Genomic DNA, 20,876 nt, shown 5'->3' on the forward strand with positions numbered 1-20,876 from the left:
TACGAGCTTCCGCGAGCGGAGCGCCGCGGCTACCGCACACGTTAGGGATCGCGCGGCCGGGAATCGTCCCCGCGCGGTGGACACTCAGGGGTAGCTCGCCCGGGGGACAGACGGCGGGCCGCGCGGGACGCCGCCGGGGTTGTCCCCCGTGAGAGCTACCGGCGAATGTCCACCGTGCGGGGACGCAGCGGGACCCCTCCGATCCGTAGCGTTACCGACGTGACCGCGGCACTCGGAGCCGCTCCCGCTACTCGCTCCCCCTGGAGGACGTCATGTTCGGTACCAAGGCATCCGTTGTGGCCGCACTGTGCACCACCGTGCTCGGCGCGGGAGTCGTCACCTGCGGAGGCGCGATGGCGCAGGACTGGGACCCCTTCACCGCCGTGGAGCGGCAGATCAAGGCCGACCTGTTCTCCGGGACCAAGAAGATCAAGGTCGGCGGCAAGAAGGTGAACGTGTCCTGCTCGGGTGAGGCTGAGGACGGCAAGCCGGTCATCGTGCTCATGCACGGCGGCGGCGACGACCTGAGCAAGATGGCCGCCCTGCAGAAGACGCTCAGCGCGAAGAACCGGGTCTGCTCCTACGACCGGCTCGGCGCCGGCGCCAGCGACAAGCCCACCGGCCAGCAGGACTTCGCGAGCACCGGCAAGATCCTCACCGGGGTGCTCGGCCAGATCGCCGGCGACCACCCGGTCGTGCTGGCCGGCCACTCGCTCGGCGGCATCATCGCCGCCCGCTACGCCCCCGACCACCAGGACCGCGTCAAGGGCCTGGTCCTTCTGGACGCCACCCCCTCCACCATGGGCGCCGACATCGCCCGGGTGATCCCCAAGTCGGCCAAGGGCCCGGCGGCCCAGATGCGCGGCCAGCAGCTCGCCGTCTTCGCCGGCCAGAACCCCGAGCAGCTCGTCGTCGCCGACGGCGAGGTCCGTTCCGCAGGCGACATCCCGGTCGAGGTCATCCAGCACGGTCAGCCGTACCTCGCCGCCATCCCCACCTACGGCAAGCAGCTGGAGAAGGCGTGGAGCGCCGGCCAGCGCAAGTGGCTCGCGATCTCCAGCAGGAGCAGGCTGAGCACCGCCGCCAAGAGCGGCCACTACATCTACACCGACCAGCCCGACGTCGCCGTCAAGGCCATCGAGCGCGTCGCCAAGCAGGCCGCGCGCAAGGGACAGGGACAGGCGCACTCCTGATCCGTGTTTCACGACGGTGTGCACGACCGGACGCCGGGGGCGGGGCTCGACTGAGCTCCGTCCTTGACAGTAAACCTTTACTGTTTGATGATCTGTGGATCTTGTCGTGTTGTCGCACACCGAAGGAGTGCCATGTCCCGCATCGTCTCCCACCGTCTCGGCCTGGCGTTAACCGGCGCGGCGCTGTCTGCCGCCCTGGGGCTCACCGGCGGCCCGGCAGCCGCCCTTGCCGCACCCACGGACGGGCCGGCAGCCGCCGCCACCGTCAACGACGGCCCGCCGCTCAGAACGGCCTACCTGTCGTTCGACGAACTGCCCGACGTGGGCGTGCCATGGGTCAAGCGCACGGACCACTCCACCGACGACGGCACGCCCGACTGGCGCCACTCCCGCGAAACCAGCGCGACCGAGCAGACCGCCGACGGCTGGACGTTCGCCGAGACCAGCAGGATCTCCAAGCACCTGAGCATGGAAGACGCCCACTACTACGCCGACCACGCCGCCCTGCTGGAGATAGCCCGCGAGACCGGCGGGATCGGCGGCAGCGACCCGATGGAGTTCGAGAAGATCAGCACGGTCGGCGGTGTGGACGTCTACCACATCAAGTACTACGTGTGGGGCCACTACACCCACGACGCGGTCGAGTTCATCGCGCGGAACGGGCTCTACACCTTCAGATTCTCGCTCCAGCTGCCCAAGGGTCACACGGCCCTGCCTGACCTCGCTCCCACCATCGCCGGAGTGCAGAGCAACCTCAACGAGCTGCCGTAGCAGAAGTCCGGCAGCATGCCGCCCGAGCCATCCTCGCTACGCTTGGGCGGCGACACTGCGGCGGGTGCCGGCCAAGGTCGTCCCGCAGCGCGTCTACCGCTCGTCCACCGTCTCTTCATCCGCCGGGCCGAGCCGGGCCGCACGGAGGTAGGTGAGGACGGCCAGCACGCGCCGGTTGCCGTCCTCGGCCTGCAGGCCCAGCTTGGCGAAGATGTTGCCGATGTGCTTGACGACCGCGCCCTCGGTGACGTGCAGGCTCGCGGCGATGTGGTGGTTGCTCTCCCCGGTCGCCATGCGGCCCAGAACCTCGCGTTCGCGCTCGCTGAGCATGTCGAGGGCTTGGGGCCGCTCCGACGACATGAGGTGCCCGACGACCTTGGGGTCGATGACGATGCCGCCGCCCGCGATGACGTCGAGGGAGTGCATGAAGTCGGTGACCCGGCCGACGCGGTCCTTGAGGAGGTAGCCGGCGCCGCCGCCGCGCGGTCCCTTCGCCGGCTCCGCGAGCAGCTTGGCCGCGTAGGCGTCACCGAGATACTGCGACAACACCAGGATGCCGGTCTGCGGGTGCTCGGCGCGGATCGCCAGCGCGGCCCGCAGACCGTCGTCGAGGTTGCGCGGTGGCATCCGCACATCCGTGATCACCATGTCGGGACGGCAGTGGGAAACGGCTTCCAGCAGGTCGTCGGCGTCCTCGGCCGCATGGACGACCTGGTGGCCGAAGCGTTGCAGCAGGGCGATCAGGCCTTCCCTCATCAATGCCGCGTCTTCGGCGATCACCACACGCATGATGCCATTGTGCGGCATACGATCACCACGGGCGCGGGATGTCGGCGATGATCCTGGTCGGTCCGCCCGGCGGGCTGTCGACGATCAACTCGCCCGACAGCAGGGCGACGCGCTCGTACATGCCGACCATCCCGGTGCCGCGAGCCGAATTCGCGCCGCCGAGCCCGTCGTCGTACACCGTCAACGTGATCCTTTCGAGCGTCTCCGCCACCTCGATGTGGATGCTGTCCGGCGTCGCGTGCTTGATCGCGTTGGTGACCGCCTCGCTGGCGATGTAGTACAGCGACGACTCCACCGGCAGCGAGAAGCGCCCCACGAGGTCGGCGTCGACCGTGGCCGGGACGGGTAGGCGGCGTGCCAGCTCGCGCAGGGCGGCACCGAGCCCGTCGTCGATCAGCGTGCGCGGCCGCAGCCCGTGCACGATGTCGCGCAGCGTGTCCAGCGCCAGCTCGTTCTCCTGCCTGACCGCCTCGAGCGACTCCATCGCGGAGTCCTGCGCCGGCCCGGCCGGGACGGTCTCGCGCAGCTGCAGCTCCAGCATGCCCAGACGCATGGCCGAGGTGGCGAGGTGCTGCTGGGTGCCATCATGCAGGTCACGTTCGATGCGCTGCCGCTCGGCCTCGAACCGTTCGAGTTCGGCGATGTTGGCCCTGGCCAGCGAGGTGACCTGCCTCTGCAGCTCCTCCGTCTGGGGTGAGAGCAGCGCCGTGGCCACCCGCCCCTGTACGTGGGCCAGCAGCGTCACCACGTACGGCGCCGCGACGGCCGTCCCCGCCCCCAGCAGCAGAAGCAGCAAGGGATCCGAGTCGCCGGTCAGCGCCGTTTCCACGCCTGCCAGCGCCAACACCGCCCCGGCCCCCGCGGAGAAGATCAGGGTAGTGACCGTGATCAGGCCGGCGAAGGAGATGATGCCGAACAGCATGTGCGTCAGTGCGAACGCGACCTCCCGCCACAACATCGGCTCGTGCAGCGCGGGAAGCCCGGCTCCCGCCGGCCGGCCGGGGATCGGCCGGAACCCGGCCAGCCGCACCAGGCGGCGTTCGGCGGTGGCGAGCCCGTGCACCCAGTAGGGGATGGCGACGACCGATGCCAGGGCGAACGCGGTGACGAACCAGAGCATGGCGCCGATCGTCAAGTAAGCCGCGGACTTCCAGGGCCAGCGCGTGAAGGGGAATCGGATGGGGGAGCGCCGCATCACGGATAACGCATCTGAGGAGTACATGGCTGAGACGCTACGCACCGCGGCGTCTCGGGGCAGTGAGCCTGCCCGGACACTTCCGGGTGGGCTTTCGCCTACCTCGGCTCTCGGTTCAGCCGGAGTGACCGCGGACGGGGGTGTGCGGTGCGATCAACGTATGACTTTCACCTCCGCTGTCACGGCCGAGCGGCCTTTCACGCGAAGATCCGTGCTGATCGCCTTATTGCTCCCTCTCCTCCTCGTCCTGCTCGCCGCACCACCAGCGGCGGCGACCCCGGCGGTCACCCCACCGGCCGCGATCGAGTGGACGCCCTGCGCCGAGGACCCCGCCGCCGAGTGCGGCACGCTGACCCTGCCCGTGGACTGGGACGCCCCGCGAGGGGAGACATTCGAGCTGGCACTCGTCCGGCGCAAGGCCACCGACCCCGCCGCCAGGATCGGCTCCCTCGTCGTCAACCCCGGCGGCCCGGGCAGTTCCGGCGTGAACGCCGTGCTCAACGACGTGTACGCCTTCTCGCCGGAGATCACCAGCCGCTTCGACGTCGTGGGGTTCGACCCGCGCGGCGTCGGACGCAGCCATCCGATCCTGTGCGCGGTGGCCCTCGCCGAGCAGGCGCCCGAGGTGATCATGCGCAGCCAGGCCGACTTCGAGCGGAGGCTGGCCCACAACGAGCAGGTCAGGAAGGACTGCCGGGCGCGCACCGGGCCGCTGTTCGACCACGTCGACACCGGCAGCGTCGTCCGTGACCTCGACGCGTTGCGCGCCGCCCTCGGTGACGACAAGCTCAGCTACTACGGCCTGTCGTACGGCACTCTCATCGGCCAGCAGTACGCCGAACGGTTCCCCCACCGGGTGCGCGCCCTGGCCCTCGACAGCGTCGTGGACCACAGCCTCGGCATCTCCGCGCTCATCAAGGGCGTGGCATGGTCCGCCCAGGACTCCTTCGACGAGTTCGTCACCTGGTGCGCGGGGGACACCTCCTGCGCGCTGCGCGGCGAGGACATCCGCGCCCTGTGGGCCGACCTGCTGGCCCGGGCCGACCGCGGCGAACTGGAGGTGCCCGGTCGCCCGGACATCTCGCTCACGCGGATGGTCCTCATCAACGAGGTGTACGGCGCGTTCTGGAGGCCCAACTGGGCCGAGCTGGCGGAGTTCCTGGCGGCGATCGACAGCGGCGCCGAGACCGCGCCGACGACGCTCACGTCCTCAGCACGACCGAAGGAGGAGACCTACAACGACCCCGTCCAGATCATGTGCCAGGACTTCCACGTGCCCATCCGCGACTACCGCGAGTACGCAGGACACCTGCGCGCCTCTGCCGCCGTCGCGCCGGACATGAAGATCAGCCCGAGGTGGTTGCCGGCGGCCCTCAACTGCCTGGGCCAGCCCACCCCGATTCCCAACCCGCAGCGCCGCCCGCACGTCGAAGGCACCCCGCCGCTGCTGCTCGTCAACGCACTGCACGACCCCGCCACCGGATACCCGTGGGCGGTGAACGTCGCGCGGCAGATCGGCCCGGAGGCCAGACTCCTCACCTACGAGGGCTGGGGCCACCACGTCTACGGCCGCGGCGAGTGCGTCACCTCGGCGTTCGACCGCTACCTGGTGTCGCTGACCGTGCCTGCCAAGGGGGCGCGGTGTGCCGCCGTACCGCCGGACCGGACGCTCGGCGCGCCGCCGGACGGCCTGCTGTCCGCCCTGCGAGCTGACGGGTCACCGCGGACCTGAGTGGTCAAAACCGCCCGATCCGGGCCGGCGCCGAGGCAGAATGTGATCATGTCATTCTCGCCCGGCGCCACCGCTCTCCTGGCCCTGCACTGGCAGGTCAACGTGATCAAATCCGAAGGGTTCTTCGGCGGACTGCTCGCCGAACCCGTCGAGCGCAGCGGCGTGGTCGGGCGCGCCACGACCTTGCACGACGCGGTCATGGCGCGCGGCGTGCCGGTCGTCTTCACCCGCTTCACGGTGCCCGACGGCGGCGGCACCCTCGTCCGCAACACCGCGTTCATGCGGTCGGTCGGCGACGCCCAGACCGCGTTCCGGCCCGACGCGGCCGGAACGCGGATCATCCCCGAGATGGCCGCGCAGGCCGGACGCGGCACCGTCGTGGACAACCAGCGGCTGTCCGGGCTGGCGGGCAACGGCCTGCCCGAGTGGCTGGCCGCACGCGGCATCACCACGCTGCTGGTCACCGGCGTCGCCACCAACCTCACCGTCGAGCAGACCGCCCGGCACGGCACCGACCTCGGCTTCACCGTGCACCCCATCTCCGACTGCGTCACCGCGGCCGGCGACGACGCCCACCACGCCTCCCTGGGCAACCTGGCCCTGACCACCGCGGGCTGCCTGACCGCCGAAGAGGCCCTCGCCCAGCTCACCTGACACTCGACGCCGGCGCCTGCCGCGCGGTGGCCTCATTTCAGCAGGGTGAGTGCCTTGGCGAGCGCCGGGTCGCGGCCCGCGGACAGATCGCGAGGGGTCATCGGGGCCTGGTGGTCGGCGGGGACGCCGACGGTGTTGACCAGTTCCCCATGGGGTCCGCGGTGGTGCAGCGACGGCATCGCCAGCACACTGCCGTCGTTCAGCGGATACGTCATCGCCGAGCCGGCCACGAAGCCCGCGGTGCGGGTGCCGACCAGCGGGGCGATGCCCAGCCCTTTGACGGCGGCGCTGAAGTCGTCGCCGGCGGAGACGGAGGCGCGGTCGACCAGCACGACGAGGGGCAGGCCCAGCAGGGGAACGCTGTCGTCGGTGCGCGTGGCGGTGCACTTGTCGTGCACGTCGCACTGGTAGCTGGTGATCTTGCCATGGGCGAAGGCGCCGAGCAGCCGGGCGACCTCGTCCCCTCCTCCGCCGATGTTGCCTCGCAGGTCCAGGACCAGCCCGCGCAGCTCCTTGTCCGCGCGCAGCCGCTCCACCTCCGCCAGCGTGTCGTCGGCCGAGCCCCGGTAGAACCCGGGGAGGCCGACGTAGGCGACGTCGCCGTCCACCAGCTTGCCCGACGCCTTCAGCGGTGGCGGGTCGAGGGGCCCGAACTCGACCGACACCGTACGCTCGCTACCGCTCTCCGGATCTCGCAGCCTCAGCCGCACCGGCTCGCCGTCAGTGGCGGACAGCCGGTTGATGACGCCCTCGGAAAGGGTGCCGCCGAGGAAGGGCGGCGCGCCGTCGACCGAGACGATCACGTCGCCGGGACGCACGCCACTCTTGGCAGCGGGGCCGTTCTCGATCACCTCGGTCACGAACAGCGGCTCGGTGGCGGCCGGGTCGAGGTTCGTCCTGCGCGCTCCCGACACCGCGATGCCGAGTCCGTGCGGCCCGTCCTCGCCCGGCTCGGGGCGCACCCACCTGGCGTGGTTGTCGTCGAGGCTGGCGACCATGCCGTTCACCACCGCCGCGGCGAGCGCCTGCTGCACGTCGCCGTCCGCCTCCACCCGCTTGTAGACATCGATGAAGGACTGCCAGTCGCGGTCACGGTCGCCGCTCATGGGTGGCGTGGTGACGTCCGCCTGGTCCATGCCGCGCCGGTGGAGCTCCTGGGTGAAGGCGGCGAAGGCGGCGGCGAGCAGGTCCCGATGGTCCATCGCCGGGCCCGCGTAGGAGTTGACGAGGATGCACCGGTAGACCTGCTCCAGCGTCTCGGGCGTGGTGGGCCTGAGTTCCGGCGACTCCGGCGGTTGCCCGGCGGTGCAGGCCTCAGCCTGGGAGGCGGCGGCTTGCACAGCGGGTGCCTGGGCCGGCCGGCCTGCCATCGGCGCGGCCCAGCCCGAGAGCAGCAGAACGCTCGCCACACCGGCCGATGCCACGGCTGCGCGCCGCGTCTTCTGTGTGTACGTCATAGCCGGTAGCGTGACGGTGGGTCAGTTTCCATGGGGTTTCCGTTGTTGACGGCGGGCGCTGCCGGGCCAGGAACCGCGCGGCATGGACGAACTCAGCGGTCCCTGGACCGTGCAGCGCCGACGAGGGCCGTCACTCGTCCTCGGCGTCCTCGGTCCGCCGCTGCGGCCGGGGCGTCAGCAACTCGCCGAACCCCATCCGGTGTACGAAGTTCTCGCGGGTGCCGCGGGCCACCTCGTTGACCGCCTCGACGCCGGACCTGGTGTAGTCGACGACGCTGCGGAACGGCTTGGCGCCGTGCGGGAGCGCGAGGATCCGGGTGATCTCCTCGGCGACCCCGACGGGGCTCGGGTCGACCCCCGGGACGAACAGCGCGGAGGTCACCTCCTCGTTGCGCGCCACCATCGGGTCCAGCTCGGCGTAGGCCGCCGCGACCGCCGCGTCGCCGGCGCGGGTGGCGTTGGGGAAGTGCTGGGTGCCCTTGGTGATCGCGCCGGGCATGACGATGCAGGTCTCGATGCCGAACGCGTTCGCCTCGTACGACGTCGCCACCGCCAGGGTGTCGAACGCCGCCTTCGACGCCGCGTACGGACCGAGGAAGGGCGGCGTGGTGACCATGATGGTGCTGCCGACGTACAGCAGGGTGCCGCCGCCGCGGCCGCGCAGGTGGGGCAGGGCCGCCCGGTTCACCCGGTGGGCGCCGATGACGTTGATGTCGAAGAGGCGGGTGACGTCCTCGGCGGTGAACGCCTCGGTGTAGCCGACGTACAGGTGGCCCGCGTTCTGCATCACGACGTCGAAGTCGCCGCCGTCCCGCAGGACGGACGCGACGGCCGCGTCGGCCGACTCCTGCGAGGTGACGTCGAGTTCGATGATGCGCAGGGCTCCGTCGTACTGCGCGGTGACGTCGAGCAGTTCCCGGCGGCGCGCGTCGTTGCGTCCGTACGGGTCCAGCATGCTGGCCCACACGGTGTGCCCGGCCCGGGTGAGCGCCTGGGCGGTGAGGTTGCCGATGCCGGTGGCGGCTCCGGTGATGAGGACGGTGGACATGGTGGGTCTCCGTTCTTGGGATGGGTGGACCGGTTCGGCTCTCCGGGGTGGAGGGCCGGGAGCCGGGGTGGACCGGTTCGGCTCTCCGGGGTGAAGGGTCAGGATCCGGGGCGGACCAGTTCGACGCGCAGGATGCGGTCGTCGCCCGGCCGGGGGTCGGTGCCGCCCCACGTCGCCTCGTCGGTGTTGGAGGTCGTGATCCACAAGGCGCCGTCGGGCGCCGGTTCGACCGTGCGGATCCGTCCGTGGCTCTGGACGAAGTAGGCGACGGGGTCGCCGTCCGCTCGGGGCCCGTCCACGGGCAGGCGCCAGAGCCGCTGCCCGCCGAGCGCGCCCATCCACACGGCTCCGCCCGCGACGGCGATGCCGGACGGCGAGGCGTCGTCGGGGTGAAGGGTGAAGATCGGGCGTTCGCCGTGGGAGCCGTCCCGGCCTTCCGACTCGGGCCAGCCGTAGTCGCGTCCGGGGCGCAGCACGTTCAGCTCGTCCCAGGTGCGGTGGCCGAGTTCGGAGGCGTACGCGGTGCCGTCGGGGCCGAACGCGATGCCCTGCACGTTGCGGTGGCCGCTGGAGTAGATGACGGTGCCCGAGGGGTTGTCCGGCGGTACGGACCCGTCGGGCCGCACACGCAGGATCTTGCCGTTCAGTGAGTCGTCGTCGGCCGCGTTCTCGGGGGAGAAGGCGTCGCCGGTGCCGATCCACAGGTTGCCGTCGGGGCCGAAGCGCAGCCGCCCGCCGTGGTGGCGGTCGGCGGTCTCGATGCCTTCGAGGATCACCCGTTCCTGGCGCAGGGAGCGCAGGTCGGGGGCGAGGCGCAGCGTGACGACGCGGTTGGTGGGCGAGGCGGAGACGTAGGCGTACACGGTGCGGTCCTCGTCGAAGGCCGGCGAGAGGGCCAGCCCGAGGAGGCCGCCCTCGGAGCTGACCTCGACGCCGGGGACCGTACCGATCGGCACGGGGTCCTGGCCCTGCCGGACGTGCAGGATCCGGCCCGAGGCCCGTTCGGACACCAGGGCGGAGCCGTCCGGGAGGAACGCCAGCCCCCACGGCATGGCCAGGCCACGGGCGATCTCGGTGACCTCTCCGGGAACCAGCCCGCGCGTGACCGAAGCCGTGGTGCTCTGTGGTGCGCTGCTCTCCTGCGGGGCGCCGGACTCCGGTGCGGTGCTTGCCTGCGAGGCGCCGGTTTCCGGTGCGGCGCAGCCGGGCAGTACGGCTAGGGCGCAGAGCAGGGCGGTGACGGTGGCGCCGGTACGTGGGATGCGGAGCATGACTGATATGTCCTTCATGTCGGTCAGGCGCACCGGACCGGGGACGGCGCTCCGCCCCCGGCCCGGGCGGCTACGTGGCGAACCGGTGCTGCAACTTCTGGCAGGTGAAGCCCGCGACGGCCCCCAGAGCGGTGCCGGCGATCAGCGTGAGCAGCCCCGGGAGCGTGTGCTCGGGCTCCGCGGCGAAGAAGGTGACCAGCCCCACGAACCAGGCGAGCATGTTGTTGACGACGGGCGTCGTACGCAGGCCGACGGCGACGGAGGCCAGCACGAGCACTCCGAGCGGCAGCGCCGCCGCGCCGAGGAAGGGTGCGGTCAGCCCGACGATCGTGTGACCCACGACGGCGAGCGCCATGCCGAGCCACAGGCAGATGACGGCGTGGATGCCGAGGCGGACCGAGGTCGGCCGGGTGAACCACGCCACCCAGCCCGCGAACATGACCCAGGCCTCCAGGCCCAGGGCCGTGCTGGTGTAGGCGGCCGTCGCCGCCACCACGGCCGCGATGGCGGTGTAGGCGACGAAACGGCCGGTCTGGGGCCGGTCCACGGCGTGCAGGGCAGTGGTGGTGTGCGTCTCCATGATCGTCCCTTTCTGGTGTGGCTGGGTTGGGAAGGGTCAGGCCGCGCCGCCGTTGGCGAACACGACCTGGCCGTTGATCCAGCGGCCGGGCCCGGCGAGGAAGGCGACGACCTCCGCGATGTCCTCCGGAGTGCCGAGCCTGTTCAGCGGGCTCAGGCCGGCGATCCGGTCGATGACCTGCTGTGACTTGCCTTCGAAGAACAGCTCCGTGGCCGTGGGGCCCGGCGCCACCGCGTTGACCGTGACGTCGCGCTCGCCCATCTCCTTGGCCAGGATCGGGACGAGGGCCTCCACCGCTCCCTTGGTCGCTGCGTACGCGCCGTAGGTGGACAGGTGCAGGCGGGTGACGCTGGTGGAGAAGGCGATGATGGCGCCGCCGGGGCGGATCCGGCGGGCGGCCTCCTTGGCCGTGACGAACGTGCCCCGTACGTTGGTGCGCACCAGCCGGTCGAGCTGGGTCAGGTCCAGCTCCCGGACCGGCTGCAGCGCCATGACGCCCGCCGCGTTGACGAGGACGTCGACGGGGCCGAGGCGCCGCTCGACGGTGTCGAAGGCGTCGGCGACCTGCTGCTCGTCGGCCACGTCCGCCTGCAGTGCGATGCCGAGGGCACCGGCCGCCTCGATCTCGCCGACGGCGGCGTCCGCCTCCTTGGCGTTGGAGGCGTAGACGACCGCGACGTTCTGGCCCGCCGCGGCGAGCCTGGCCGCGACGGCGCGGCCGATCCCCCGGGAACCGCCGGTGACGATGGCGGTACGTGTTGCGCTACCCATGAGCTCTCTCCCCTGCTCAACTGCTAACAGCTTCACGTTAACACTGTCGCGAAGCCGATAACAAGATGTTGTTAGCAGTTGGTTTATCGGTAGAGGTGGTTGCCTGTTAGCATCGATACATGGCTAGCTCGAACAAACGGGACGCGATCCTCGACGCCGCGGCTGACCTGCTCGCGCGCGAAGGCAGGGACGCCGTCTCGACCAGGGCCGTCTGCAAGGCCGCAGGCGTGCAGGCGCCCATCCTCTACCGGCTGTTCGGCGACAAGCAGGGGCTCCTCGACGCCGTCGCCAGCCGCGGACTCGCCGCCTACATCGCCGAGAAGCGCCGCATCACCCCCAGCGGCGACCCCGTCGAGGACCTGCGGCGCGGCTGGGACCTGCACGTCGGCTTCGGCCTCGCCGAACCCGCCCTCTACGCCCTGATCTACGGCAGCCCACGACCGGGCGCCGAGCCCGAAGGCGCCAAGCAGGCCGCCGACATCCTCGCCGGCCTCGTCCACCGTGTCGCCCTGGCCGGCCGGCTGCGCGTCCCCGAGGAACGGGCGGCGCACGTGGTCCACGCGGCCGGACGCGGCACCACGCTGTCCCTGATCGCCATGCCGGAGGCCGAGCGCGACATGGAAGCCGCCAGGATCGTGCGCGAAGCCGTCATCCGATCGATCACCGAGCCCGCCCCCTCCGATGGCCCCGCACAGACCGGCAGCGACATCGTGGCCGGCGCCATCACCCTCAAGGCCTCCCTCAAGACCCTGAAGGTCCTCACCCCCTCCGAAAGCCGGCTGCTGGGCGACTGGCTCGACCGCATCATCGAAGGCCAGGCCACTCAGTCCACCTCAGAGACCCCCCACCAGGCGTGATCGCCGGGCTTCGCGAGCCCCACGGCCCGCCTCCGCCGAGCGGCGCCCCTAGAGACCGTGGCCGTGGAGAACCTCGACGACCTGCTCGCGGGCCCGCGACAGGCCGACGCCCAGAGCCTCGGCGCCGTCACCATGGAGGAGGCCGAGCAGGAGGTGCTCGGTGCCGACGTACCGGTGACCCAGCGAGGCCGCCTCACGACGGGCCAGCTCCGTGAGACGGTCGATGTCCTCGCCGCTCGCAGTGGCGCGCTCGCCCCTCAGGTCGACGCCGAGCGTGCGGAGCGTGATGACCGCCACGCCCTCGTCCAGCCGGGCCAGCCCCGCCAGCAGGTGATCGCCGGTGACCCGGTCGTGCCCCTCCGCCCTCGCCTCCTGCGCGGCCAGGTCGAGCACTCGCCGCGCACGGGTCGTCAGCAGACGCTCCAGCGGTTTCCGCAGCGCTGTCGTCTTGCGCATCCTCAACATGACGCCTCCGTCCGAGCGGGCACCGACTCCAGCATGCCGCAGCCCGCGTTGTGCCGGGCCGCCGTTGCGCGCTGTTCGTCCGGTCAGGGGTGAAAAAGTCTTTCGGGAAACCCCTCGGGTCGGGCGCCGCACTGCGTGCCTTCGGCCCGCTGATCCCGCCGTAGACGGTGTTTGTCTGGTCAGGGGTGGAAAGGCTTTTGGGAAACCCCTCGGGTCGGGCGCCGCACTGCGTGCCTTCGGCCCGCTGATCCCGCCGTAGACGGTGTGTCCTCGACGTACGTTCGGGTTTTGCGCTTTCGGGTTGTATCCGCGGGCCTGTGTTGTGGGCCTTTTGTGAGAAGAAAAGGCGGCGTCAGGGCGTGGGTGCGGGGGTGGTGCGTCGTAAAGCGAGGCTGATGACTATGGCGATCGCCATCGCGGCCGTTCCCGTCCAGGCGGCGGTGGTGTAGCCGGTCTCGTCCGGGAAGGTGGCGCCGGCGCCGGTGTGGGCGGCGAGTACCAGGCCGGCGAGGGCGCTGCCGATGGAGAAGCCGACGCTGCGCACCACCTGGTTGACGCTCATCGCGCTGGAGGTCTCCTCCGGCGGGACGGTGGCCAGGATCGTGGCCGCCATCGCGGCGGAGAAGACGCCGACGCCCAGCCCGAGCAGGCCCATCACCGCGAACGCCGGCCACAGGTGGCCGCGGGCCAGCGCGAACACCGCGAGCGCCGCCACGACCGCCCCGCCCCCGCCGGCCAGGACCGTCATGGTCGGCAAGCGCCCGCGCAACCGGGGCACCAGTTTGCCGCCCACGAAACCGAGCACCGAGAACGGCACGAGCACCAGACCGGCGACGAAGACGTCCAGGCCGAAGCCGTACCCGGCCGGTTCGGGCGTCTGCACATAGCGGGTGACCAGCGACAGCAGAAGGTACATGCCGACCCCGCCGAGGAGCATGACCACATTGGCGCCGGCCACTGCGGGGTGCCGTAGCAGGGAGAGGTCCACCAGCGGGGCGGCGCACCGGCGCTCGCGGCGCACCCAGGTGGTGAGCAGGACGGCCGCGGCGACCGCCAGCGCGGCGGCGACCACCGGGTACCCCGTCCACAGTGTGGTCTGGCTGATCGCCAGGGATAGGGCGACGAGACCGGTGCTGAGGAGCGCGGCCGCGGGCACGTCGACGGCCGCCGACCGGCCCGGGGGCGGTTGCGGCACCGCCCGCCAGGCAGCGGCAAGGGCGGTCGCCGTGATCAGCAGGCCGAGCCCGTACGCCGCCCGTATCCCGGCGACGGAGGTGAGGAACCCCGCCAAGGGGTAGCCGACACCGATGCCGACGGTGGACGCCACCGACAGCAGCGCGATCGCCGCACCCGAGCGCTGCCCCGGCAGGTGATCGCGGGCCACGCCCATCATCAGCGCGGGCAGGCCCAGCCCGGCGCCCTGGGCGACCCGCCCGGCAAGCAGCCAGCCGAACGACGGCGGCACCACGGTCAGCAGGCTGCCGGTCACCACCACGGCGAGCGTGACGATGATGACCCGGCGCCTGAGCGGCCCCGCGCCGAGCCGCCCGAGTACGGGGGTGGCCACCGCACCCACCAGGAGCGGGGCGGTGAGCGTCCACTGCGCGGCGGCCAGCGAGACACCGAACTCGCCCGCCACCTCGGTGATCAGCGGCGCGCCCAGGCTGCCCACCACCGCCACGACCAGGGCGATGAACAGCAACGCGGGCACCAGCAGCCGGCCCCCGGCCCTCGGCCCGGAGCCCTGCGCGGTACTGGTCATCGGCTCGCCCCGCTGGTGGTGTCGTTGACGCGCCGACGACCTTACTCCCCGCCGCCGCCGGCACGGCGGCCGAGTGTCGCTCACCACGCCCGGGTGGACCCTCCCCCAGAGGGAGACACCATGCTGGAGGCATGGACGAGGGACTGCTGCCGATCGGGCAGTTCGCCAGGCTCAGCCGGTTGAGCGTCAAACAGCTGCGGCACTACGACCAGCTCGGCCTGCTGGTGCCCGCGTACGTCGACGAGCACACCGGCTATCGCTACTTCCGGCCCGAGCAGGCGCGCGACGCGCTGTCGATTGGGCTGTTGCGCTCGCTCGACGTCCCGCTCGCCGTCATCGCGCAGGTGTTGTCCGGCACGCCAGGCGTCCTGGAAGACGTGCACGAGCGGCTGGAAGCCGAGCTGGCCAGCCGCCGATCGACGCTCGCCGCCCTGGAACGCGTCATGGCGGAGGGCCTGCCGTCCCCTCCGGTCACGGTGGTCACGGAACCGGCGCGGCGGGTGGCGGTGGTCACGACGGCGGCGGCGGATCCGTCGGAGATCGGCGCGGTCACCTCGGCGGCCATCGCCGGTCTACTGCGCGCCGGGCCGCCGGACACCGCACCAGAGCTCATCGGTCTGTTCCCGCTCGACTTCGGCGAGCCCGTGACCGTCACCGTCGCTCTGGTCAGCGAGGAGCGGGTGGCGGGGGCCGAGCTGGACGTGCTGCCAGGCGGGCGGTTCGCCCGCGCCACGCACGTCGGCCCGTACGACCAGATCGGGCTGACCGCGTACGCGCTGCTGTCCTGGTGCGCGGAGCGGCACTGCCCCGTCCGCGGCCCGATCCGCGAGGTGTACGTGTCGGACCCGGCGACCACCTCGCCCGACCGGCTGATCACCCACCTGATGATCCCCTTGGAGGAGCCGTGACACCGAAAGTGGTCCACTACGGACCTTCACCTGCCTGAACGTCACCGGCATGGGAGAGCCCGGCGGCGCCGAGCACGTCTCCGCCATCGGCGCCCTGTACGCCGTGGCCTCCGCCATGGGCGGTCCGGCGGGGCCGCTGGAGGGACGCTGGTGGGTGGAGGACGCTACCCGGTCGCCGCTGGAGGTGCCGCGCGGTCAGTGGCGGTGGCACCTGCTGCTGCCGCTGCCCGGTGTGCCCGAGCCGGGGACGGCCGAGGCGGCGCGCGAGCGGGCCCGCGCGTCCGGAGCGGCCGTCGACCGCGTGCAGGTCGTCACCTTCACCGAGGGCGAGTGCGTGGAACTGCTCCACGAGGGGCCCTACAGCGAGGAGAAGGCGTCTCTCGACGTGATGGAGGCGTTCATGGCCGAGCACGGTCTGGTGCCCAACGGCCCGCACCACGAGGTCTACCTGACCGAGTTCACCGATCCACGGCCCAGGACGGTGCTCAGGCAGCCGGTGGCGCCCGGCTGATCCCGCCGTGGGCGGTGGGGCGGATCGCTCACACGATGACGACCCGGCGGCCGCGCGTGTGGCCGGCGTGGCTGTCGATGTGCGCCTGCGCGGCCTCGTGGAGCGTGTACGACTTCGCGATGGGGATGTGGAGCCTTCCCCGCGAGATGAGGCGAACGGCCTCGGCGAGCGCGTCGTCCATGTCGCCGGCCACGCCGGCGAACCGCACCCCGTGCTCCGGTGCGCCGAGATCGGCGATGGAGACCACCTTTCCCGGGTCCCCGGTCAGCTCGACAAGCTCGCGGATCACGCCGGTACCGGCCAGGTCGAGGGCTGCGTCGACGGGGCCGAGCCGCCGCACCCGCTCGACCCAGCCTTCGCCGTACGTCGTGGCGAGGGCGCCCAGGCCCCGCAGATAGTCCTGGTTCGCGGCCCCAGCCGTGCCGATCACCTTGATGCCGCGTTCGCGGGCGATCTGCAGCACCGCCGACCCGACACCTCCGGACGCACCGCTGACCAGCAGGGTCTGCCCTGCCCGCACCCCAACCTGGCCGATGATGCGCAGCGCGGTCTCCACCACGGCGGGGTAACCGGCCGCCTCCTCGAACGACAGGCCCTCGGGCATGCGGGCCCAGGCCGACAGCACGGCGAACTCGGCGTAAGTGCTCGACCCTTCGCCGAACACGTGGTCGCCGGCCTTGACCTCTTCGACGCCCTCGCCGACCTCGTCCACCACTCCTGAGGCGTCGATCCCGACGCCGGAGGGCAGCTCGACCGGGTGGGCCTTCAGCACCTGGCCTTGACGAACCCTCCAGTCAGCGGGGTTCACACCCGCTGCCCGCACGGCGATGCGCACCTGGCCGGGGCCCGCGTGGGGCTCCTCGGCGTCCACGACTTCCAGGACCTCCGGACCGCCGAACTCGGCGAAGCTCACTTTCTTCATGCAGAGGACCGTAGCACTAACGGTTAGTGTTTCAAAACGGTTCTGGTTTTGTGCCTGGTAGTGTCATGGCATGACCGTGCCGCCCGGACGCCGTGAGCGTAAGAAGGCCGCGACTCGCAACAAGATCGCCGACACCGCCCTGCGGCTGTTCCTGGAGCGCGGTTACGACGCGGTGGGCATCCGTGACGTGGCCGCCGAGGCCGACGTGGCCGTCACCACGGTCTTCTCCCACTTCGCCTCGAAAGAGGCCCTGGTGTTCGAGCAGGACGAGAACTTCGAGCAACGCCTCACGCAGGCGGTCACCGGCCGGGCGCCTCATGAGCCGCTCATCCCGGCCCTGCGCCACGAGGTCCACGCCCTGGTGCGGCATTGCACGGCCGACGGAGCCGCCCCGATCTGGCGCATGATCGACGAAACCCCCGCCCTGCGGCAGCACGAGGAGTCGATGAGGCTGCGCCACGCGGAGTCGCTGGCGACGGCCATCGCCGGCGATCTCGGCCTGCCGCAGACCACGACCGCCTGCCGGACGATCGCCAGGTTCGTGATCGACGCCAGTCTGCTGGCCCGTGAGGTGGCCGATCCGCAGGCCGCGGTGGACGAGATCTTCGAGATGATCGAGGCCGCCTGGGAGGTCGCCCGCCCCGATGGACGTCCGCGGCCGGCGAACCCTCCATGGCCGGGTGCCGCACTCGCCGTCGGCGGGTAGACGGTGGCCGAGGGCCGCGCAGCCCTGGCCCGCCGCATTGTCAGGAGCGTCGCCAGACCACGCCGCGCTGTTCGTACTCCATCGCGGCTTCGACCTGGATGCTGATGTCGGCGCCCAGTTCGCGGGTGACCAGCCAGAGCCCCAGATCGAGACCGGAGGTGATCCCGCCGGAGGTGATGAGGTCGCCGTCGTCGACGACGCGGGCGTTGACGACCTTCCCTCCTTGCGCGGCGAGTGCGGCCTTGGAGGCGCTGTGGGTCGTGCACGGGCGGCCCCGGGTCAGCCCCGCGGCCGAGAGCAGCATGACTCCGCTGCAGACGCCGGTCATGATCACCCCTGCCTTGTACGCCCGTACGACGTTCGCGAGGACCTGCTTGTCCTTGATCAGGGTGTTGATGCCGGGACGGTTGTCCAGGCCCCCGCCACCGGGCACGACGAGCACGTCGGCGGCCGTCGGGTTCCAGGTCGTCGCGACGTCGACCTTGAGGCCGAGGGCGCAAACCACCTGGCCGGGCGCGCCCGGCTTCACCAGGGTGACCCGCATCGGCCCGCCGCCGGACTGCACGAGACCCAGCACTTCGAGCGGGCCCGCGAAGTCCTGCACCTCCACTCCTTCGAACATCAGGATCTGGACCCGCAGCGGCCCTTTGCGCTTCGGTCCGGGCGCGGCCCACGCCGCGGACGTCGCCAGCGATCCGAGCGCGGCGGCGCCCGTCGCGGCGGCCGATGTTCTGAGAAAACTTCTGCGTTCCATTAGCCAGCCTCTCGAAATCGCGTTTCCGGCTTATGCTCCGCAATGGAACTCAAGGATCGTGTGTCATCCACGGGTCTCGCCGTGAAGCTTGCGTGAAGCGTCTCTTCCCGCGAAAGAACATGTTGCCCCGGTGCCTTTCCCGTTTCATGAGAACTTCACGTTCTCCGTCGGACGCGCCACATGATTCCCGCGTTGTATGGCGAGGGCAGGAGTGTTCTGCGTCACACGCCCGGCAGAAAGCCGCTATTCGCGGGGTTTACTCGAAACAGCGTCCGGCCGAATGAACGGCACGTTCGTCAGAATGTCGTTCCAACAGGCTGGGCGTGGCCGGCTTCCTGGCGTGGCCGTGCGGCCCGCTTCCGAAATTCCGGAGGAAAGCATGGACAACGATCCCTTCGTCATCGATCCCAGCGGTAGCGACGTCCTCGGCGAGGCCGAACGCATTCGCGCGCTCGGTCCGGTCGCCCGCGTCGAAATGCCTGGCGGTGTGCGGGCCTGGGCGGTGAGCGACCAGGCTCTGCTCAGGCGGCTGCTCGTCGATCCACGCGTGTCCAAGGACGCCGGCCGGCACTGGCCTGCCTGGATCAAGGGCGAGATCCCCGCGGACTGGCCCCTGTTCCCGTGGGTGGCCGTGCGCAACATGCTCACGGCGTACGGGGCCGACCATCGCCGGTTGCGCGGGCTGATCGCCGGCGCCTTCACTGCGCGCCGCGTCACCGCGCTGCGCCCACGCATCGAGGCGATCACCGGTGACCTGCTGGACGACCTGGCCGGCCTGCCTGCGGGCGCTCCCATCGACTTACGCGACCGCTACACCTACCAGCTGCCGATCAAGGTGATCTGCGAGCTGTTCGGCATCGCTGACGAGGCCACCCGCGTGGAGGTGTCCCGCTGCGTGGACCTGCTGTTCAACGTGGGCAAGGCGCCCGAGGAGAGCGCCGCCGCCTTTCCCCGCCTGCAGGGGCTCCTCAGGGACCTGGTGGCGGAGAAACGCGAACAGCCCGGTGACGACCTCTCCTCCGCCCTGATCGCCGCGCGCGACGACACCTCGCCGCTGTCGGAGGAGGAGCTGGTGGACACGCTGGCGTTGTTCGTGAGCGCGGGCCACGAGACCACCGTCAACCTGCTCGGCAACACGATCGTCGCGCTGCTCACCGACCCGGGCCAGCTCGCCCGCGTCCGCGGCGGGGGCGCCACCTGGGACGACGCGATCGAGGAGACGCTGCGCCACCAGGCGCCCGTGCCGAACATGCCGCTGCGCTTCGCCGTCGAGGACATCGACGTCGGCGACGGCGTCACGCTGCGCGCGGGCGAAGCCATCCTCGCCTGCTACGGCGCCGCCGGGCGCGACCCGCTCGTGCACGGGCCGGACGCCGGCCGGTTCGACGTCACCCGCACGGTCAAGGACCATCTGGCCTTCGGCTACGGCGTGCATCACTGCGTCGGCGCGCCGCTGGCCAGGCTGGAGGCCGGGATAGCGCTGCCCGCGCTGTTCGAGCGTTTCCCCGATCTCGCCCTGGCCGCCGAGCCCGGTGAGCTGCTGCCGCTGGAGTCGTTCGTCTCGAACGGGTACCGCGCCCTGCCCGTCAGGCTCGCGCCCTGAATCCCGTGCGAGCGTCCCGCCGGCACAGAGAACGTCGTATCCGTCAATCAGGGAGCCTTCTATGCCCTCGGCCACCCCGCTGCTGTTCGTTCATGGTTTCTGGCACGGATCCTGGTGCTGGAGCGAAGTCGTCCCCCACGTGGTGGCCGCCGGCCGCCTGGCCGTCGCGGTGGACATGGCGGGGCACGGGCTGTATGCCCGCCGGCCCCGCTGGTTCACCGAACAGCCCTACGACCCCGAGGCCGTCGGTACGGAGGTCTCGCCCGTCGCGAACGTGACCCTCGACGACGCGGCCGCGTTACTGACCTCGCAGATCAAGCAGATCGGCGGCGGTGAGCCGGTCACGGTGGTGGCCCACAGCGCGGCCGGTCCCGTACTGACGCGAGTGGCCCAGCAGCAGCCCGAACTGGTCGCGCACGCGGTGTACGTGGCCGCGTACATGCCGGCGTCCGGCGTGCCGGCGGCGGCGTACTCGGAGATGCCGGAGGCCGCCGACGGGCTGGTCGTGCCGCTGGTGCAGGGCGACCCCGCCCGGATCGGGGCGATCCGGCTGGACTTCGCCACGGGCGACCCGGTCTACCGCCGGCAGCTCTACGAGGCGTTCTACGGTGACGTCGATCGTGCCCTCGCCGACGCCGCCACCGGCCTGCTGACGCCGGACGGTCCGGCCGGCGTCATGGTCGGCACGACCCCCCTGACCCGCGACGGCTGGGGTTCGGTGCGCCGGACGTACGTCACCTGCACCAAGGACAGGGCGATCACCCCGGCCGTGCAGGCGACGTTCGTCGCCGAGGCCGACGCGGCCTTCCCTGACAACCCGACGTCCGTGGTCACGCTCGACGCCTCCCACTCGCCGTTCTTCTCCATGCCCGACGTGCTGGCCGGCGTCGTCACCTCTCTCGGCTGACACCTGGGCGAGCGCGGTGC

Annotated in this window: 21 protein-coding genes; 10 read left to right on the forward strand and 11 right to left on the reverse strand. The window is 71.3% G+C overall.

Annotated features, from left to right (window positions below; genetic code table 11):
• Positions 1-272: 272 nt before the first annotated feature.
• Both E1295_RS17860 and E1295_RS17865 read left to right on the forward strand, forming a co-directional pair.
• Complete coding sequence (locus E1295_RS17860) at positions 273-1,193, forward strand: alpha/beta fold hydrolase (RefSeq protein ID WP_132631445.1); 921 nt, start codon at positions 273-275, stop codon at positions 1,191-1,193.
• Between the two features lie 132 nt (positions 1,194-1,325).
• Positions 1,326-1,964 carry a hypothetical protein gene (locus E1295_RS17865; protein WP_132631446.1) on the forward strand — a complete coding sequence of 213 codons (639 nt, stop codon included), beginning with the start codon at positions 1,326-1,328 and terminating at the stop codon, positions 1,962-1,964.
• A 93-nt stretch (positions 1,965-2,057) separates the two neighbouring features.
• Here E1295_RS17865 and E1295_RS17870 read toward each other — a convergent pair whose 3' ends face one another.
• Together E1295_RS17870 and E1295_RS17875 are read right to left on the reverse strand one after the other, a co-directional pair.
• Positions 2,058-2,753 (reverse strand): response regulator transcription factor, encoded by a 696-nt coding sequence (locus E1295_RS17870; RefSeq protein WP_132631447.1) that lies wholly within the window; start codon positions 2,751-2,753, stop codon positions 2,058-2,060.
• A 22-nt stretch (positions 2,754-2,775) separates the two neighbouring features.
• A complete protein-coding gene (locus tag E1295_RS17875) occupies positions 2,776-3,873 on the reverse strand; it encodes a sensor histidine kinase (RefSeq protein ID WP_166427275.1) in 1,098 nt (365 codons plus the stop codon).
• A gap of 286 nt (positions 3,874-4,159) precedes the next feature.
• Between E1295_RS17875 and E1295_RS17880 the strand changes: the two genes are divergently transcribed.
• Together E1295_RS17880 and E1295_RS17885 are read left to right on the forward strand one after the other, a co-directional pair.
• Positions 4,160-5,680 (forward strand): alpha/beta hydrolase, encoded by a 1,521-nt coding sequence (locus E1295_RS17880; protein WP_220448770.1) that lies wholly within the window; start codon positions 4,160-4,162, stop codon positions 5,678-5,680.
• 48 nt (positions 5,681-5,728) lie between these two features.
• A complete protein-coding gene (locus E1295_RS17885) occupies positions 5,729-6,334 on the forward strand; it encodes a cysteine hydrolase family protein (RefSeq protein WP_132631450.1) in 606 nt (201 codons plus the stop codon).
• A 32-nt stretch (positions 6,335-6,366) separates the two neighbouring features.
• Here E1295_RS17885 and E1295_RS17890 read toward each other — a convergent pair whose 3' ends face one another.
• The 5 genes from E1295_RS17890 to E1295_RS17910 form a co-directional block, all read right to left on the reverse strand.
• On the reverse strand, positions 6,367-7,791 hold the full coding sequence (locus tag E1295_RS17890) for a S41 family peptidase (protein ID WP_132631451.1): 1,425 nt from the start codon (positions 7,789-7,791) through the stop codon (positions 6,367-6,369).
• A gap of 130 nt (positions 7,792-7,921) precedes the next feature.
• A complete protein-coding gene (locus E1295_RS17895; RefSeq protein WP_132631452.1) occupies positions 7,922-8,839 on the reverse strand; it encodes an SDR family NAD(P)-dependent oxidoreductase in 918 nt (305 codons plus the stop codon).
• 98 nt (positions 8,840-8,937) lie between these two features.
• The gene (locus E1295_RS17900; RefSeq protein WP_132631453.1) at positions 8,938-10,110 is read right to left on the reverse strand and encodes a PQQ-dependent sugar dehydrogenase; all 1,173 of its coding nucleotides are present in this window, start codon (positions 10,108-10,110) and stop codon (positions 8,938-8,940) included.
• Between the two features lie 70 nt (positions 10,111-10,180).
• Positions 10,181-10,690 (reverse strand): DUF1097 domain-containing protein, encoded by a 510-nt coding sequence (locus tag E1295_RS17905; RefSeq protein WP_132631454.1) that lies wholly within the window; start codon positions 10,688-10,690, stop codon positions 10,181-10,183.
• A 36-nt stretch (positions 10,691-10,726) separates the two neighbouring features.
• Positions 10,727-11,461 (reverse strand): SDR family oxidoreductase, encoded by a 735-nt coding sequence (locus E1295_RS17910; RefSeq protein ID WP_132631455.1) that lies wholly within the window; start codon positions 11,459-11,461, stop codon positions 10,727-10,729.
• A 119-nt stretch (positions 11,462-11,580) separates the two neighbouring features.
• On the opposite strand from E1295_RS17910, the gene E1295_RS17915 reads away from it, so the two are divergent.
• Positions 11,581-12,318, forward strand: coding sequence for a TetR/AcrR family transcriptional regulator (locus tag E1295_RS17915; RefSeq protein WP_132631456.1), 738 nt, complete (start codon positions 11,581-11,583; stop codon positions 12,316-12,318).
• Positions 12,319-12,366: 48 nt separating this feature from the next.
• Here E1295_RS17915 and E1295_RS17920 read toward each other — a convergent pair whose 3' ends face one another.
• Together E1295_RS17920 and E1295_RS17925 are read right to left on the reverse strand one after the other, a co-directional pair.
• Positions 12,367-12,774 (reverse strand): Clp protease N-terminal domain-containing protein, encoded by a 408-nt coding sequence (locus tag E1295_RS17920; RefSeq protein WP_166427276.1) that lies wholly within the window; start codon positions 12,772-12,774, stop codon positions 12,367-12,369.
• 361 nt (positions 12,775-13,135) lie between these two features.
• Positions 13,136-14,545, reverse strand: coding sequence for an MFS transporter (locus tag E1295_RS17925; protein ID WP_132631458.1), 1,410 nt, complete (start codon positions 14,543-14,545; stop codon positions 13,136-13,138).
• A gap of 131 nt (positions 14,546-14,676) precedes the next feature.
• Between E1295_RS17925 and E1295_RS17930 the strand changes: the two genes are divergently transcribed.
• Positions 14,677-15,453, forward strand: coding sequence for a MerR family transcriptional regulator (locus E1295_RS17930; protein WP_132631459.1), 777 nt, complete (start codon positions 14,677-14,679; stop codon positions 15,451-15,453).
• Positions 15,454-15,502: 49 nt separating this feature from the next.
• Positions 15,503-15,964 carry a GyrI-like domain-containing protein gene (locus E1295_RS17935; RefSeq protein ID WP_132631460.1) on the forward strand — a complete coding sequence of 154 codons (462 nt, stop codon included), beginning with the start codon at positions 15,503-15,505 and terminating at the stop codon, positions 15,962-15,964.
• A 28-nt stretch (positions 15,965-15,992) separates the two neighbouring features.
• Here E1295_RS17935 and E1295_RS17940 read toward each other — a convergent pair whose 3' ends face one another.
• Complete coding sequence (locus E1295_RS17940; RefSeq protein ID WP_132631461.1) at positions 15,993-16,886, reverse strand: NADP-dependent oxidoreductase; 894 nt, start codon at positions 16,884-16,886, stop codon at positions 15,993-15,995.
• A 70-nt stretch (positions 16,887-16,956) separates the two neighbouring features.
• Between E1295_RS17940 and E1295_RS17945 the strand changes: the two genes are divergently transcribed.
• On the forward strand, positions 16,957-17,592 hold the full coding sequence (locus E1295_RS17945) for a TetR/AcrR family transcriptional regulator (RefSeq protein WP_132631462.1): 636 nt from the start codon (positions 16,957-16,959) through the stop codon (positions 17,590-17,592).
• A 40-nt stretch (positions 17,593-17,632) separates the two neighbouring features.
• Here the strand turns inward: E1295_RS17945 and E1295_RS17950 are convergent, their stop codons facing one another.
• Positions 17,633-18,346, reverse strand: coding sequence for a DJ-1/PfpI family protein (locus tag E1295_RS17950; protein ID WP_132631463.1), 714 nt, complete (start codon positions 18,344-18,346; stop codon positions 17,633-17,635).
• 379 nt (positions 18,347-18,725) lie between these two features.
• On the opposite strand from E1295_RS17950, the gene E1295_RS17955 reads away from it, so the two are divergent.
• Positions 18,726-19,949, forward strand: coding sequence for a cytochrome P450 family protein (locus E1295_RS17955; RefSeq protein ID WP_132631464.1), 1,224 nt, complete (start codon positions 18,726-18,728; stop codon positions 19,947-19,949).
• Between the two features lie 61 nt (positions 19,950-20,010).
• Positions 20,011-20,856, forward strand: a complete 846-nt coding sequence (locus E1295_RS17960; RefSeq protein ID WP_132631465.1) for an alpha/beta fold hydrolase — start codon at positions 20,011-20,013, stop codon at positions 20,854-20,856.
• The last annotated feature ends 20 nt before the right edge of the window (positions 20,857-20,876 follow it).

The organism is Nonomuraea mesophila (genome assembly GCF_004352805.1).
Lineage (GTDB): Bacteria > Actinomycetota > Actinomycetes > Streptosporangiales > Streptosporangiaceae > Nonomuraea > Nonomuraea longispora.

What these genes read in the sequence shown, in the direction of transcription:
- E1295_RS17860 (WP_132631445.1), top strand. Translation starts at nt 273, where the DNA reads ATGTTCGGTACCAAGGCATCCGTTGTGGCCGCACTGTGCACCACCGTG.
- E1295_RS17865 (WP_132631446.1), top strand. Translation starts at nt 1,326, where the DNA reads ATGTCCCGCATCGTCTCCCACCGTCTCGGCCTGGCGTTAACCGGCGCG.
- E1295_RS17870 (WP_132631447.1), bottom strand. Translation starts at nt 2,753, where the DNA reads ATGCGTGTGGTGATCGCCGAAGACGCGGCATTGATGAGGGAAGGCCTG.
- E1295_RS17875 (WP_166427275.1), bottom strand. Translation starts at nt 3,873, where the DNA reads ATGCTCTGGTTCGTCACCGCGTTCGCCCTGGCATCGGTCGTCGCCATC.
- E1295_RS17885 (WP_132631450.1), top strand. Translation starts at nt 5,729, where the DNA reads ATGTCATTCTCGCCCGGCGCCACCGCTCTCCTGGCCCTGCACTGGCAG.
- E1295_RS17890 (WP_132631451.1), bottom strand. Translation starts at nt 7,791, where the DNA reads ATGACGTACACACAGAAGACGCGGCGCGCAGCCGTGGCATCGGCCGGT.
- E1295_RS17895 (WP_132631452.1), bottom strand. Translation starts at nt 8,839, where the DNA reads ATGTCCACCGTCCTCATCACCGGAGCCGCCACCGGCATCGGCAACCTC.
- E1295_RS17900 (WP_132631453.1), bottom strand. Translation starts at nt 10,110, where the DNA reads ATGCTCCGCATCCCACGTACCGGCGCCACCGTCACCGCCCTGCTCTGC.
- E1295_RS17905 (WP_132631454.1), bottom strand. Translation starts at nt 10,690, where the DNA reads ATGGAGACGCACACCACCACTGCCCTGCACGCCGTGGACCGGCCCCAG.
- E1295_RS17910 (WP_132631455.1), bottom strand. Translation starts at nt 11,461, where the DNA reads ATGGGTAGCGCAACACGTACCGCCATCGTCACCGGCGGTTCCCGGGGG.
- E1295_RS17915 (WP_132631456.1), top strand. Translation starts at nt 11,581, where the DNA reads ATGGCTAGCTCGAACAAACGGGACGCGATCCTCGACGCCGCGGCTGAC.
- E1295_RS17920 (WP_166427276.1), bottom strand. Translation starts at nt 12,774, where the DNA reads ATGCGCAAGACGACAGCGCTGCGGAAACCGCTGGAGCGTCTGCTGACG.
- E1295_RS17925 (WP_132631458.1), bottom strand. Translation starts at nt 14,545, where the DNA reads ATGACCAGTACCGCGCAGGGCTCCGGGCCGAGGGCCGGGGGCCGGCTG.
- E1295_RS17930 (WP_132631459.1), top strand. Translation starts at nt 14,677, where the DNA reads ATGGACGAGGGACTGCTGCCGATCGGGCAGTTCGCCAGGCTCAGCCGG.
- E1295_RS17935 (WP_132631460.1), top strand. Translation starts at nt 15,503, where the DNA reads ATGGGAGAGCCCGGCGGCGCCGAGCACGTCTCCGCCATCGGCGCCCTG.
- E1295_RS17940 (WP_132631461.1), bottom strand. Translation starts at nt 16,886, where the DNA reads ATGAAGAAAGTGAGCTTCGCCGAGTTCGGCGGTCCGGAGGTCCTGGAA.
- E1295_RS17945 (WP_132631462.1), top strand. Translation starts at nt 16,957, where the DNA reads ATGACCGTGCCGCCCGGACGCCGTGAGCGTAAGAAGGCCGCGACTCGC.
- E1295_RS17950 (WP_132631463.1), bottom strand. Translation starts at nt 18,346, where the DNA reads ATGGAACGCAGAAGTTTTCTCAGAACATCGGCCGCCGCGACGGGCGCC.
- E1295_RS17955 (WP_132631464.1), top strand. Translation starts at nt 18,726, where the DNA reads ATGGACAACGATCCCTTCGTCATCGATCCCAGCGGTAGCGACGTCCTC.
- E1295_RS17960 (WP_132631465.1), top strand. Translation starts at nt 20,011, where the DNA reads ATGCCCTCGGCCACCCCGCTGCTGTTCGTTCATGGTTTCTGGCACGGA.